Raw genomic sequence first — 14,422 nt, 5'->3', positions numbered from 1 at the left:
TAGCCTGTGTTAAGAAGTGCTTTGTTATGAACGCCTCGACACTGAAGTTTGAGGCGTACGGGTTTTTCCCCGGCTCATGAATGTTTATCATGCCCGGCTGCCGCGTCGGGCAAATGACGTGGCGAACTGTCGTCTATTTTCAAGGAGTCATTGATGACCTTTCCCTTTGCCGCCAAGGCGTTGGTGCTGTTGCTGTTTCTGGGCAGCACGCTGTATGTGCATCTTCGTGGCAAGGCCCGATTGCCGGTTCTACGGCAGTTCGTCAACCATTCAGCGCTGTTCGCCCCTTACAACGCGTTGATGTACCTGTTCTCCAGCGTACCGTCCAAGCCTTATCTGGACCGCAGCAAGTTTCCGGAACTGGATGTGCTGCGCGACAACTGGCAAGTCATCCGCGACGAAGCCATGCACCTGTTCGACGAGGGCTATATCCGCGCCGCCGAAAAGAACAACGACGCTGGCTTCGGCTCGTTCTTCAAGAAAGGCTGGAAGCGTTTCTACCTCAAGTGGTACGACAAGGCCTTGCCATCGGCCGAGTTGCTGTGCCCGAAAACTGTCGAGCTGGTCAACCGCATTCCCAATGTCAAAGGCGCGATGTTCGCCTTGCTGCCCGGCGGCAGCCATTTGAACCCGCACCGCGATCCGTTCGCCGGTTCACTGCGTTATCACTTGGGCCTGTCGACGCCCAACTCCGACGACTGCCGTATTTTCGTCGACGGCCAGGTCTACGCCTGGCGCGATGGCGAAGACGTGATGTTCGACGAAACCTATGTGCATTGGGTCAAGAACGAGACCGAGCAAACCCGGGTGATCCTGTTTTGCGACGTCGAACGCCCCCTGAGCAGCCGCGTCATGACCCGCCTCAACCGCTGGGTCAGCGGGCTGCTCGGCCGTGCCACCGCACCGCAAAACACCGATGATGAACGTGTCGGCGGCATCAACCAGGCCTACGCCTGGAGCAAAAACTTCAGCGACACCTTTAGCGGCGGCGTCAAACAATGGAAACGCCGCCACCCCAAAGCCTATCGCGTCTTGCGCCCGGTGCTGGCGGTGGTGGTGCTGACGGCATTGGGGTATTGGTTGATTGGCTGACGATCAACGCAAAAAAAACCGCTCCTTGTGAGCGGTTTTTTTGTGCTTGCCGTGCATTCCTTGTCCCCATGATTGGGCCTTGTTGTCGCCTGAGGTTAGGAGGCTAGGCCATGCCTTTCGTTACTGGGCTTTTGTCCAAGTCATTGCAATCTATGTCGATCCCCATCACCAAGGGCGAGGCATCGCACGCTCACATCACTGCCGTGCACCCACCTCAAGCGGCTTTACCAGCGTCGGTTTCAGTACCAGCCACAGCGCTGCGGCGATCAGCACGCCGCCGTAGAGGTGCGCCATCGATAGCGGTTCGTCCAGCAGTAATGCGCCCCAGAGCACGCCGAACGGCGGGATCATGAAGGTCACGGTCATGGACTTGACCGGGCCGATGGAGGTCAGCAAGCGGAAGTACAGAATGTAGGCGAATGCGGTGCAGACCAGGCCCAGTCCCAGCAACGACAGCCAGACGTGCCAGCCGCCCCAACTCGCGGGCGGGTGGGTCACAGCGCTGTAGCCGAACAGTGGCAGCAGGAACAGGGTGGCGCCGAGCATGCTGCCCAAGGCCGACAAGCGGCTGTCGAGCCCGCCCTGTTGATCGAGCCAGCGCCGGGTGAGGAAACCGGCGAAGCCGTAGCAGGTGGTGGCCATCAGGCATGCGAGGGCGCCCATCAGCAGTTGCAGGTCGAACGCCACCGGGCCGGCGCGGGTCAGGATGCCGACGCCAAACAGCCCCAGGCAGACGCCGGCGACTTTTGCCGGGGTGAGTTTTTCGCTGAAGAACAAACCGCCAATCAGCACGCCCATCAGCGGCGTGGTGGCGTTGAAGATCGCCGAATAACCGGCGGGCAACACCAGTGCCGCCACCGAGTACAAGGTCGCTGGAATACCCGAGTTGATCAGGCCCAGGACCATGATCGGCTTGAGCTTGCCTTTGAAATCCCAACTGATGCGCATCAGCCCCAGGATCACCAGCAACCCGACGAACGCAATCGAGACCCGGAAAAACGCCGTGGGAATAGTGCCGATGACCGGCGCGATGATCCGCATGAACAGGAAGCTCGCGCCCCAGATCGCCGCCAATGACAGCATATGAACAACATCAACAGGTCTCACGGCCACATCCTTTCCATAGGCAAGGGCGAGAGTGTTGCCGAGGGCTTGATGGATGGCAACCGGAAAACGAGTAGCGAATTGCGCGCGAGCACATCGGCAGCGTTGATGTCCGCGTGGGTGACTGCCGGGTCGGAAAAATCCGCTTCGCCTGCAGCCGATTCACTGGCTAAGCTCAGGTTTCCGAATTCCCGCAGAGGTCTCACCATGGCGCAGCAATGGCCGGCCACCGACATCGCCCGAATGATCCTCAATGGCTTCGATGATTATCGCGAGCACTTCCGGCAAATCACCGACGGCGCCCGGGCGCGTTTCGAGAACGCGCGCTGGCAAGAGACCCAGAGCGCCTCGGCCGCGCGGATCAATCTGTATGAGGAAAAGGTCAGCGAAACCGTCAGCCGCTTGCGTGAAGCGTTCGAGGTAGAGGTCTTGATGGAGGTCAGTTGCTGGCCATTGGTCAAAAGCGCCTACATCAGCCTGATCGACCTGCGGTTTGACGATGAGCTTTCCGAGACCTGGTACAACTCGATTTTCTGCGGGCTGTTCAGCCATGACCTGATCAGCGATGGCTGCATGTTTATCCATACCACCCGGCCCAGCCTGCGCCGGGCCCGCGCCGCGCAAACCCGGACCTACAAGCCCAACGGTCAGTTGTCCGGGATGCTGGCGAGCATTTTTGCCGATTATCGCTTCAGCCAGGATTACGCCGACTTGGCCGGCGATCTGCAACGCCTCGAAGCGCAGTTGCGCGAGAACCTGCCGGACTGGGTGTGCAAGGACTCGGAGCTGGCGGTGGAGCTGTTCTCCTCGGTGCTCTACCGCAACAAGGGCGCTTACCTGGTCGGGCGTATTTATACCCGGGACGAGCAGTGGCCACTGGTAATCCCACTGCTGCACCGCGAGGGCCGGGGCATTCAGATCGATGCGTTGATCACCGACGAAGCCGACGTGTCGATCATTTTTTCCTTCACCCGCTCGTATTTCATGGTCGATGTGCCGGTCCCGGCGGAGTTCATCGGCTTTCTGCGGCGCATTCTGCCGGGCAAGCACATCGCTGAGCTGTACACCTCGATCGGCTTCTATAAACACGGCAAGTCCGAGTTCTATCGGGCGTTGATCAACCACCTGGCCAACACTGATGACCAGTTCATCATGGCCCCCGGTGTCCGTGGCATGGTGATGAGCGTGTTCACCCTGCCGGGCTTCAATACGGTGTTCAAAATCATCAAGGACCGCTTTTCGCCATCGAAAAACGTTGATCGCGCCACGGTGATCGAGAAGTATCGACTGGTGAAAAGCGTCGACCGGGTCGGGCGCATGGCCGATACCCAGGAATTCGCCGACTTCCGTTTCCCGCTGAGCAAGTTCGAGCCGGCGTGCCTTGAAGAGTTGCTCGATGTGGCGCCATCCACGGTGTCGGTCGAAGGCGAAACGGTACTGATCCGCCACTGCTGGACCGAGCGCCGGATGACCCCGCTGAACCTTTACCTGGAAAACGCCAACGAAGCGCAGGTCCAAGAAGCGCTGCAGGATTATGGGCTGGCGATCAAACAACTGGCGGCGGCGAACATCTTCCCCGGCGACATGCTGCTGAAGAACTTCGGCGTTACTCGCCACGGCCGGGTGGTGTTCTACGATTACGACGAGATTTGCTTCCTCACTGAAGCTAATTTCCGCCACATTCCCGAACCGCGTACGCCGGAAGACGAAATGGCCTCCGAGCCGTGGTACTCGATCGGCCCGCTGGACGTGTTTCCCGAAGAGTTTCCGCCATTCCTGTTCGCCGATGCCGGGCAACGCAAACTGTTCGACCGCTTGCACGGCGAGCTGTACAACGCCGACTACTGGAAAAGCCTGCAGGAGGCCATTCGCGCCGGCAAGGTGATTGATGTGTTCCCTTATCGGCGCAAGGGCCAGGAGCAGCTGTAAGCGCCAAGCCACAAGCGGCCAGTTGGAAGCGTGGTTTACAGCTTGCCGCCCCTTCTCTGTTACCCTTGCCGCTTTTGGCTTACAGCTTGCCGCTGCTTCTATGACCGACCAAACGCCTTCCATCGACAAACTGCTGAACAACCTCGACCACGCCATGCTTGCCGACCGTCACCGGCTGCGGCGGCAGTTGCTCGAGCTGCGCAAGAAACCCGACGAGGCCAAGCTGGCGCAGTGGGTGACGCGCATGCAGGCGTCCTGCGACCAAGTGCTGGCGCGGCGCGCGAGCCTGCCGGTGATTCGTTACGACGACAGTTTGCCGATTGCCGCCAAACGCGACGAAATCAAACAAGAGTTGCTCAAGCACCAGGTGCTGATCATCGCTGGCGAAACCGGCTCCGGCAAAACCACCCAGTTGCCGAAAATCTGCCTGGAAATCGGTCGCGGCCAGCACGGTTTGATCGGCCACACCCAGCCGCGCCGGATCGCTGCGCGCAGCGTCGCCAGCCGTGTGGCCGAAGAACTGGCCACGCCGCTCGGCGCGCTGGTCGGCTACCAGGTACGGTTCGAAGACCAGAGCGATTCCAATACCCTGATCAAACTGATGACCGACGGCATCCTGCTGGCGGAAACCCAGAATGACCGCTACCTCGAACGCTACGACACGATCATCGTCGACGAAGCCCACGAACGCAGCCTTAACATCGACTTCCTGCTCGGCTACCTGAAAACCCTGCTGCCACGTCGCCCGGACCTGAAAGTCATCATCACTTCGGCGACCATCGACCTGGAGCGCTTTTCCAAGCATTTCGACGATGCGCCGATTGTCGAAGTGTCGGGCCGTACCTTCCCGGTCGACACTTGGTATCGACCGCTGACCCTGGAGCAGGACGAAGAGGGCAACCGCGTCGAGGACGACCTGACTGTCGACCAGGCGATCCTCGCCACCCTCGACGAAATCGCCGCCTATGAGCGTAGCGAGCGGCGCAGCCCGGGCGATGTGCTGGTGTTCCTGCCCGGCGAGCGGGAGATTCGCGACGCCGCCGACATGCTGCGCAAGGCCCAGCTCAAGCACACTGAAATTTTGCCGTTGTACGCGCGCCTGTCGCCGGCCGAGCAGCAGCGGATTTTCCAGTCGCACCCTGGGCGTCGCGTGGTGCTGGCGACCAACGTCGCGGAAACCTCGCTGACCGTCCCCGGCATCCGCTACGTGATCGACAGCGGCACCGCGCGCATCAGCCGGTATAGCTACCGCGCCAAAGTCCAGCGGTTGCCGATCGAAGCGATTTCCCAGGCCAGTGCCAACCAGCGCAAGGGTCGCTGCGGGCGGGTCGAACCGGGGATTTGCATCCGTCTCTACAGCGAAGAGGATTTCATCGGCCGGCCGGAGTTCACCGACCCGGAAATCCTGCGGACCAACCTCGCCGCGGTGATCTTGCAGATGCTCCACCTGCGCCTCGGTGAAATCACCGATTTCCCGTTTATCGAGCCGCCGGACGGCAAGGCCATCAGCGACGGTTTCAACTTGCTGCAAGAGCTCTCGGCCGTCGACCGCAACAGCCAGTTGACCCCGCTCGGCCGACAATTGGCGCGCCTGCCGGTCGACCCGCGCATGGGCCGCATGCTGCTGGAAGCGGCGAAACTCGGCAGTTTGCAGGAAGTGCTGATCGTCGCCAGCGCCATGTCGATCCAGGACCCGCGCGAGCGGCCGCCGGAACGCCAGCAAGCGGCGGACCAGGCCCATGCGCAGTGGAAGGACGTGGACTCGGACTTCGCCGGGCTGGTCAATCTGTGGCGCGGTTTTGAAGAACAGCGCCAAGCGTTGACCGCCAGCCCGCTGCGCAATTGGTGCCGCAAGAATTTCCTCAACTATTTGCGGCTGCGCGAGTGGCGCGACTCGCATCGCCAACTCAGCCTGATCTGCCGCGACATGCAGTTGAGCCTGAACAAAGAGCCGGCGGACTACCCGAAACTGCACAAAGCAGTGCTGGTCGGGTTGCTCAGCCAGATCGGCCAGAAAACCGAGGACGGCGACTACCTCGGCGCGCGGCAGCGGCGGTTCTGGATTCACCCGTCGTCGGGCATCGGCAAGAAGCGCCCGCAATGGCTGATGACCGCCGAACTGGTGGAAACCACCAAGCTCTACGCGCGCATGGTCGCCAAGATCGACGCCGACTGGATCGAGCCGCTGGCCGGGCACCTGATCAAGAAAAACCACTTCGAACCGCATTGGGAAAAGAAGCGCGGCCAAGTGGTGGCGTTCGAGCAGATCACCCTGTTCGGGCTGATCGTGGTCGGGCGCCGGCCGGTGCATTACGGGCCGATCGACCCGGTGGTGTCGCGCGAGTTGTTCATCCGCGAAGGCCTGGTGCGCGGCGAAATTCAATCCAAGGCCCGCTGCCTGAGCGCCAACCAGCAATTGCTGGAACAGCTTGACGAACTGGAAGCCAAGGCTCGACGGCGCGACATTCTGGCCGACGAAGAAACCCTGTTCGCCTTCTACGACGCGCGCTTGCCGGCGGAGATTCACCAGACCGCGACCTTCGACAGTTGGTACCGGGTCAACAGCCAGAAAGATCCGCAATTGCTGATCATGCGCGAAGAAGACGTGCTGGCCCGCGAGGCCAGCGAAGTCACCGCCGCGCATTACCCCGACACGCTGCACATCGGCGATCTGGAACTGGCCCTGAGTTACCACTTCGAGCCCAATCACCCGCGCGACGGCGTAACCCTGCGGGTGCCGGCGCCGCTGTTGCCGATGCTGCCACCCGAGCGCCTGGAGTGGCTGGTACCCGGGGTGATCGAGGCCAAGTGCATTGCCCTGGTGCGCAACTTGCCAAAAGCCTTGCGCAAGAACTTCGTGCCGGTGCCGGACTTTGTCAAAGCTGCGTTGCAACGCATGACCTTCGCCGAAGGCTCATTGCCTCACGCCCTGGGTCGCGAATTGCTGCGTATGACCGGCGCACGGGTCAGCGACGAGGCCTGGAGCGAGGCCGCGCAGCAAGTGGAAAGTCATCTGCGGATGAACCTGGAAATCGTCGATGGCCAGGGCAAATTCCTTGGCGAAGGCCGAGACCTGGCGGAGCTGACCGCACGTTTCGCCGAAGCCAGCCAGGCCGCATTGGCGGTGCCGCAAACCGCGAAAAGCCAGCAACCGGTGGAGGCGAAAGTCTTCGCCGCGGTGGCCGAGAAAACCCAGCAGAAGATCGCCGGGTTGTCGATGACGGTCTATCCGGCGCTGGTGGAGGAAGCGGGCACGGTCAAGGAAGGGCGATTCTCGACCCCGGCCGAAGCAGAGTTTCAGCATCGCCGCGCCTTGCAGCGTCTGCTGATGCAGCAATTGGCCGAGCCGGCGAAGTTCCTGCGTGGCAAACTGCCGGGCCTGACCGAGTTGGGCCTGATGTACCGCGAACTCGGGCGCATCGACAGCCTGGTGGAAGATATTCTGCTGGCCAGCCTCGACAGCTGCATCCTCGACGGCGAAGACCCGCTGCCCCGGGATGGCGCCGGGTTGGCGTCCCTGGCCGAGCGCAAGCGCGGTGGCTGGACCGAGCACGCCGAGCGACTGGCGAAGTTGACCCTGGAGATTCTTAAGCTCTGGCATGGCCTGCAAAAACGCTTCAAGGGCAAGATCGACTTGGCGCAAGCCGTGGCCCTCAACGACATCAAGCAGCAGCTCAGCCATTTGGTCTACCCCGGATTCGTGCGGGAAACGCCGATGCAGTGGCTCAAGGAACTGCCGCGCTACCTGAAAGCGGTAGAGCAGCGCTTCGAGAAAATCGGCGCGCAAGTGCAGCGTGACCGGGTCTGGAGCGGCGAGTTGTCTGGCTTGTGGACCCAATACCAGACCCGTGCCGCGAAACACGCCCAGGAAGGCAAACGCGATCCGCAACTGGAGTTGTACCGCTGGTGGCTGGAGGAATACCGCGTGTCGCTGTTCGCCCAGCAATTGGGGACCAAAGTGCCCATCTCGGATAAACGCCTGAACAAACAGTGGACGCAGGTAGAGCCATAAGCCCCTGTGGGAGCGAGCCTGCTCGCGAAAGCGGAGTAACAGTTAACACGGATGTTGATTAGGTGGCCCCTTCGCGAGCGGGCTCGCTCCCACATCCGAGATCCGCTTGTTCGCGCAAAAGACGCCAAACCCCCGCGTTTATGGCAAACTTCGCGACCATAAACGCCGGTTTCGCGGTCTTGAGCCTTCGGCTCGCCCGCAAAGCGGAATAAAGCGATGCCCGGTTTTGCTTCCCCCTGACGGAACAGGACCCTTTGTGCATTGGTACGTCGGTGCCAATGCTTTCTGCCTGAACAGATTAGAGAAACGACCATGCATAACGTCGTCATCAGCGGCACCGGCCTGTACACCCCGGCCAACAGCATCTCCAACGAAGAGCTGGTGCAGTCTTTCAACGCCTACGTCGCCCAGTTCAATGCCGACAACGCCGATGCCATCAAGCGTGGCGAAGTCCAGGCGCTGACCGAGTCGAGCGCGGCGTTTATCGAAAAAGCCTCGGGCATCAAGAGCCGCTTCGTCATGGACAAGGACGGCATCCTCGACCCGCAACGCATGGCGCCGCGCCTGCCGGAGCGCTCCAACGATGAATGGTCGGTGCTTTGCCAAATGGCCATCGGCGCCGCCGAACAAGCCTTGCAGCGCGCCGGCAAGACCGCCGCCGACATTGACGGTGTGATCGTCGCTTGCTCCAACCTGCAACGCGCCTACCCGGCCATCGCCATTGAAGTCCAGGAAGCCCTGGGCATCGCCGGTTTCGGTTTTGACATGAACGTTGCCTGTTCCTCGGCCACTTTCGGCATCCAGGCCGCCGCCAACAGCATTCAACTGGGCCAGGCCCGGGCGATCCTGATGGTAAACCCGGAAGTCTGCACCGGCCACCTGAACTTCCGCGACCGCGACAGCCACTTCATCTTTGGCGACGCCGCCACTGCCGTGATCGTCGAGCGGGCCGACCTGGCCACTTCCGACTACCAGTTCGATGTGGTCAGCACCAAACTGCTGACCAAGTTCTCCAACAACATCCGCAACAACTTCGGTTTCCTCAACCGCGCGGCGGAAGAGGGCATCGGCACCAAAGACAAGTTGTTCGTGCAGGAAGGCCGCAAGGTGTTCAAGGATGTCTGCCCGATGGTTGCCGAACTGATCGCCACGCACCTGGATGAAAACCAGCTCAACGTCGGCGACGTCAAACGCTTCTGGCTGCACCAGGCCAACCTCAGCATGAACCATCTGATCGTGCGCAAACTGCTGGGCCGCGAAGCCACTGAAGAAGAAGCACCGGTGATTCTCGACACCTACGCCAACACCAGTTCCGCCGGCTCGGTGATTGCCTTCCACAAGAATCAGGATGATTTGGCCGCCGGCTCGCTGGCCGTGCTCAGCTCGTTTGGTGCCGGGTATTCGATTGGTAGCGTGATTTTGCGTAAGCGCTGAGCTCAGCATTGAACTGAAGATCGCCCGTTGTCGGGCGATCTTTTTTTTTTGCACAAAAAAACTCGCGGTGTTGTATCGGACGGATGATGGGGACCGATACCGCAACGCGAGTTTGTAAGAGCAGCCGGGCGTCCTTGCCCGAGTGATGAAGCGCAGTGCTTAGAACTTGGCTTCGGCATCCAGTTGCAGGGTGTTGATTTTCGAATCGCGAACAGCGGCGTTGGTGTAGTCGGACTTCGCCATGAAGTAGGTCGCGCCCAAGGCGAAGTTCTTGTCCAGCTCGTAGCTGACTTTCAACTTGCTGCCGCGCGAACCGGTGAAACCGTTAGCGAAGTCGGAGTCGGTGAAGGCACCGACCACGGCGTTACGCTGCACGTCGCGATAGTTGTAGTCCACGCCGAAACCGTAGAACTTGGTTTTCACACCGGCCAACCAACCCATGTCCTGGTCGTTGCTGGCCTGGTCGTTGTTGACCACTTGGCCGTACAGCGACAGCGGTACTGGCAGGCCGCCGATGTCGAGGGAACCGAAGCCTTCGATCAGCTTGAATTCTTCACCAGCGCTGTTGCCGTTGATGGCCAGGGTGGTGGTGGCGTCGTCGTTGTCGTAACCGTAGACGCTGCCGCCCAGGGTCATTTTCAGGTTGTCGGTGATCGCGAAGCGTGCACCCAACTGGCCGGCGTACAGGCGCAGGTCGTGACGGAACTGCTTGCCTTCGCCGTCGACGTTGTCCTTGAGGGTGTAGTGGCCGGCGCTGCCGAACAGTTCGACCGGGCCCAGCGCGTGCTGGTAGGTGGCGGCCAGACCTTCCGGGCTGATATCGCTATCCCAGATGATGTCGCCAGTGCTGACCCAAGGTTGTGGCATCTTGCCGCCGATCAGGTGCAGGTCCTTGATGGCTGTCGGGTGGTAATCCACGTAGCCCTGGTCCAACCAGATGTCTTTCTTGGTGAAGTTGTTGTCCAGGCTCTGGTTGGTCGAGCGCGAGTCGTTGTCGCTGCCGGTGGCGATGCGGATACCGGTGCTCACCTGCGGGTTGATCTCGGTGTAGGCACCCAGGCGCACGCGGATGCGCTGACGGTCCTGGTCGCCGGTGTTCGACACGCCGTCGTTCTTGACTGTCTCTTGACGGAAGCGCACGTCGCCCTTGAATTGGGTCTTGGCGGCCCATGCGAGCTTCTGGTCGAAGCTGCTCAGCTCATTGGTTTTCTTCGCGGTCGCGGCGATTTGCTCGTTGGTTTCCTGTTGCGCCTGACGGGCAATCTGCTGTTCCTTCTGGTCACGTGCCAGTTCGGCTTGCAGTTCGGTGTACTGGGCTGCGGAAATCGAACCGTTAGCCTTGAGCATGTCGAGCAGTTTGGCGTCGACTGCGGCACTGGCCGGAACACTCATGGCCAGCAACAGACCGCCACACAGGACTGCCGCAGTTTTCGTGGAAGCAAGACGCATATCAATCTCCGAAGTGAGAAGGGATGGCTGAGCCATCCAGGACACACCGACCCTTTGAAGGACGGAAAAAATTGAGACCCGGCTAGAACCAGGCGCTCTAAAAACAGGCGCCAGTATCGCGATGGTTTATGACAGGGAAGTGGCAATGTGATGGCATGTCGATGACGATACAAAGTCGCTTCGAACTATTGAGCCAGAGCACTGTCGCGGGATTGTTCGTGTGCAATTTGGCGCTGATGGGCGATACTCGCCGGGCTTGCGGACCACGAAGTAGAGAGAACGTCGATGCCGTTGCAACGTCTGGAAAGTCTGTCTGAAATTTCTGCGCTAACCTGGGATGCCTTGGTCCCGGCGGATCAGCCGTTTCTGCGTCACGCCTTCCTCAGCGCGCTGGAAGACAGCGGCAGCCTCGGCCCGCGGTCGGGCTGGCAGCCTGAGCACTTGCTGCACATCCAGGGTGATCGGCTGATCGCAGCGCTGCCGAGTTATCGCAAATGGCATTCCTACGGCGAGTACGTCTTCGATCACGCCTGGGCCGATGCCTGTGATCGCGCTGGCATCGACTACTACCCCAAGTTGCTCAGCGCCGTGCCGTTCAGTCCGGTCAGCGGGCCACGGTTGTTGGCGGCCACGCCTGAAGACGGGTTCGACCTGCTCGCCAGCTTGCCGGGTTACCTGGAGATTGAGGAACTGTCCAGTGCCCACATCAATTTCACCGATCCGTTTACCGATGCCGCGTTAGCCGCACACCCCGGCTGGCTACAGCGCATTGGCTGCCAGTATCACTGGCAGAATCGCGGCTATCGCGACTTCCAGGATTTCCTCGATGTGCTGAGTTCGCGCAAGCGCAAACAAATGCGCAAGGAACGCGAGCAAGTCGCCGGGCAGGGCTTTGAGTTCGAGTGGCTGGAAGGGCGGCAACTGGACGAGGCGCAGTGGGATTTTGTCTACGCCTGCTACGCCAACACCTACGCCGTGCGCCGTCAGGCGCCGTACCTCAAGCGCGCGTTCTTCAGCCTGCTGGCCGAGCGCATGCCGGAAGCCATCCGCGTAGTCCTGGCCAAGCAAGGCTCACGGCCGGTGGCCATGGCCTTCAGCCTGGTGGGCAATCAGAGTTTTTACGGTCGTTACTGGGGATGCCTGGCGGAGTTTGATCGCCTGCATTTCGAGACCTGTTTTTATCAGGGCATGGAGTACGCGATTGCCAACGGCGTGCAGCGTTTCGACGCCGGCGCCCAAGGCGAGCACAAACTGATTCGCGGCTTTGAACCGGTGATCACCCACTCATGGCACTACCTGCGCCATCCGGGTTTGCGCGAAGCGGTGAAGGGCTTCCTCGAAGAAGAACGCGCCGGGGTGCTGGCCTACGCCGAAGAAGCGCGGACGGCGTTGCCGTATCGGCAGGTTTGATTCTCTCGATCAAATTACACAGAACCTTGTGGGAGCGGGCTTGCCCGCGAAGGCGTTGTATCAGCCACCTCACCGCCGACTGACACACCGCTTTCGCGGGCAAGCCCGCTCCCACAGGTAGAGTGGTGTTCTCACAACTTCAATCGATTCCCACAAACCCGCCCGTCTGGTGCTGCCACAGGCGCGCATACAAGCCGCCGTGGGCGAGCAATTCGGCGTGGCTGCCGGTCTCGGCGATCTTTCCGTTTTCGAGCACCACCAGCCGATCCATGCGCGCGATGGTGGAGAGGCGGTGGGCGATGGCAATCACGGTTTTGCCCTGCATCAGGGTTTCCAGGCTTTCCTGGATCGCCGCTTCCACTTCCGAGTCCAGCGCCGAGGTCGCTTCGTCCATGATCAGAATCGGCGCGTCCTTGAGCAGCACCCGCGCAATCGCGATGCGCTGGCGCTGGCCACCGGACAGCTTGACCCCGCGCTCGCCGACATGCGCGTCGAAACCGGTGCGGCCCTCAGCGTCCGACAGCAGCGGAATGAACTCATCGGCACGGGCCTTGTGCGCGGCCGTCCAGAGTTCTTCGTCGGTGGCGTCCGGTTTGCCGTACAGCAAGTTATCGCGGATCGAGCGGTGCAGCAGCGAGGTGTCCTGAGTAATCATGCCGATCCGCGCGCGCAGGCTTTCCTGGCCGACGTCGGCGATGTTCTGGCCATCGATCAGGATCTGCCCGGACTGCACGTCGTAGAGTCGCAGCAGCAGGTTGACCAGGGTTGATTTGCCGGCGCCGGACGGGCCGATCAAGCCGATTTTCTCGCCGGGCTGGATGGCCAGGTTGAGGTCGCCGATGATCCCGCTCTTCTTGCCGTAGTGGAAATCCACGTGCTCGAAACGCACCTCGCCACGGGCCACGGCCAGCGGTTTGGCCTGGTCGCGGTCGGTAACGCTGACCGGTTGCGCGATGGTCTGCAGACCGTCCTGGACCATGCCGATGTTTTCGAAAATGCCGTTGACCACCCACATGATCCAGCCCGACATGTTGACGATGCGGATCACCAGGCCCGTGGCCAGGGCAATCGCGCCCACTGAGATCAGCGACTGGGTCCACAGCCACAGCGCCAGGCCCGTCGTGCCGACGATCAGCAGGCCGTTCATGCTGGTGATCACCACGTCCATGCTGGTGACCACGCGACCGGCCATTTGCGCCTTTTGGGTCTGTTCTTCGATGGCTTCCTTAGCGTATTGCTGTTCGAAATTGGTGTGGGCAAACAGTTTCAGCGTGGTGATGTTGGTGTAGCCGTCGACGATCCGGCCCATCAGTTTCGAGCGGGCGTCGGATGACACCACCGAGCGCTCCTTGACCCGTGGCACGAAGTAGCACAACGCGCCGATGTAGGCGGCGATCCAGGTCAGCAGCGGGATCATCAGGCGCCAGTCGGCCTCGGCGAACAGCACCAGCGAGCTGATCGCATAGATCAGCACGTGCCATAACGCATCCACCGCCTGCACCGCCGAATCGCGCAGTGAGTTGCCGGTCTGCATGATGCGTTGAGCGATACGCCCGGCGAAATCGTTCTGGAAAAAATTCAGGCTCTGCTTGAGCACGTAACTGTGGTTCTGCCAGCGGATCAGGCTGGTCATGCCGGGGCTGAGCGTCTGGTGCACGAGCAGGTCGTGCAGGCCGACGAACACCGGGCGCAAGACCAGCGCCACCACCGCCATCCAGGCCAGCTCGACGCCGTGTTCCTGGAAGAAATTGACGTTGGGCTCGCCCTGGGCCAGATCAATGATGCGGCTCAGGTAGCTGAACAGCGCCACTTCGATCAGCGCGCCAAACAGGCCGACGATCAGCAGGGCGACGAAACTCGGCCAGACCTGCTTGAGGTAATAGGTATAGAAGGGGAGAACCCGGTCCGGCGGGGAGGCCGTCGGGGCGTCGCGGAAGATGTCGATCAGTTGTTCAAAACGGCGATAAAGCATTCGGTCTGACGCCCGCGTGC

Annotated in this window: 8 protein-coding genes; 5 read left to right on the top strand and 3 right to left on the bottom strand. The window is 61.0% G+C overall.

Features of this window, described 5'->3' with window-relative positions:
• The first annotated feature begins 153 nt into the window (after positions 1-153).
• Positions 154-1,092, top strand: coding sequence for an aspartyl/asparaginyl beta-hydroxylase domain-containing protein (locus RG836_RS25025; RefSeq protein WP_310850379.1), 939 nt, complete (start codon positions 154-156; stop codon positions 1,090-1,092).
• A 195-nt stretch (positions 1,093-1,287) separates the two neighbouring features.
• Here the strand turns inward: RG836_RS25025 and RG836_RS25020 are convergent, their stop codons facing one another.
• Positions 1,288-2,199 carry a DMT family transporter gene (locus RG836_RS25020; protein ID WP_310850378.1) on the bottom strand — a complete coding sequence of 304 codons (912 nt, stop codon included), beginning with the start codon at positions 2,197-2,199 and terminating at the stop codon, positions 1,288-1,290.
• A 204-nt stretch (positions 2,200-2,403) separates the two neighbouring features.
• Here RG836_RS25020 and aceK point away from each other — a divergent pair, with 204 nt between their 5' ends.
• The 3 genes from aceK (at position 2,404) to RG836_RS25005 (ending at position 9,571) form a co-directional block, all read left to right on the top strand.
• A complete protein-coding gene (aceK, locus tag RG836_RS25015; protein ID WP_310850377.1) occupies positions 2,404-4,125 on the top strand; it encodes a bifunctional isocitrate dehydrogenase kinase/phosphatase in 1,722 nt (573 codons plus the stop codon).
• Between the two features lie 100 nt (positions 4,126-4,225).
• Positions 4,226-8,137: an ATP-dependent RNA helicase HrpA gene (gene hrpA / locus RG836_RS25010; RefSeq protein WP_310850376.1), complete on the top strand. Its 3,912-nt coding sequence runs from the start codon at positions 4,226-4,228 to the stop codon at positions 8,135-8,137.
• Positions 8,138-8,449: 312 nt separating this feature from the next.
• A complete protein-coding gene (locus tag RG836_RS25005) occupies positions 8,450-9,571 on the top strand; it encodes a beta-ketoacyl-ACP synthase III (RefSeq protein WP_310850375.1) in 1,122 nt (373 codons plus the stop codon).
• Between the two features lie 159 nt (positions 9,572-9,730).
• On the opposite strand, the gene RG836_RS25000 is transcribed toward RG836_RS25005, so the two are convergent.
• On the bottom strand, positions 9,731-11,020 hold the full coding sequence (locus tag RG836_RS25000; RefSeq protein WP_310850374.1) for a putative porin: 1,290 nt from the start codon (positions 11,018-11,020) through the stop codon (positions 9,731-9,733).
• A 285-nt stretch (positions 11,021-11,305) separates the two neighbouring features.
• On the opposite strand from RG836_RS25000, the gene RG836_RS24995 reads away from it, so the two are divergent.
• Positions 11,306-12,430, top strand: coding sequence for a GNAT family N-acetyltransferase (locus tag RG836_RS24995; RefSeq protein WP_310850373.1), 1,125 nt, complete (start codon positions 11,306-11,308; stop codon positions 12,428-12,430).
• 139 nt (positions 12,431-12,569) lie between these two features.
• Here the strand turns inward: RG836_RS24995 and RG836_RS24990 are convergent, their stop codons facing one another.
• A complete protein-coding gene (locus tag RG836_RS24990) occupies positions 12,570-14,402 on the bottom strand; it encodes an ABC transporter ATP-binding protein (RefSeq protein ID WP_310850372.1) in 1,833 nt (610 codons plus the stop codon).
• Positions 14,403-14,422 lie beyond the last annotated feature (20 nt).

Source organism: Pseudomonas rhizozeae, from assembly GCF_031583775.1.
GTDB lineage: Bacteria > Pseudomonadota > Gammaproteobacteria > Pseudomonadales > Pseudomonadaceae > Aquipseudomonas.
The sequence above is the reverse complement of the archived record's forward strand: the minus strand, read 5'-3'. Positions and strand labels throughout refer to the sequence as shown.

Excerpts from the sequence above, each read along its gene's own strand:
- hrpA (WP_310850376.1), top strand. The coding sequence starts at position 4,226 with ATGACCGACCAAACGCCTTCCATCGACAAACTGCTGAACAACCTCGAC.
- RG836_RS24990 (WP_310850372.1), bottom strand. The coding sequence starts at position 14,402 with ATGCTTTATCGCCGTTTTGAACAACTGATCGACATCTTCCGCGACGCC.
- aceK (WP_310850377.1), top strand. The coding sequence starts at position 2,404 with ATGGCGCAGCAATGGCCGGCCACCGACATCGCCCGAATGATCCTCAAT.
- RG836_RS25005 (WP_310850375.1), top strand. The coding sequence starts at position 8,450 with ATGCATAACGTCGTCATCAGCGGCACCGGCCTGTACACCCCGGCCAAC.
- RG836_RS25000 (WP_310850374.1), bottom strand. The coding sequence starts at position 11,020 with ATGCGTCTTGCTTCCACGAAAACTGCGGCAGTCCTGTGTGGCGGTCTG.
- RG836_RS24995 (WP_310850373.1), top strand. The coding sequence starts at position 11,306 with ATGCCGTTGCAACGTCTGGAAAGTCTGTCTGAAATTTCTGCGCTAACC.
- RG836_RS25025 (WP_310850379.1), top strand. The coding sequence starts at position 154 with ATGACCTTTCCCTTTGCCGCCAAGGCGTTGGTGCTGTTGCTGTTTCTG.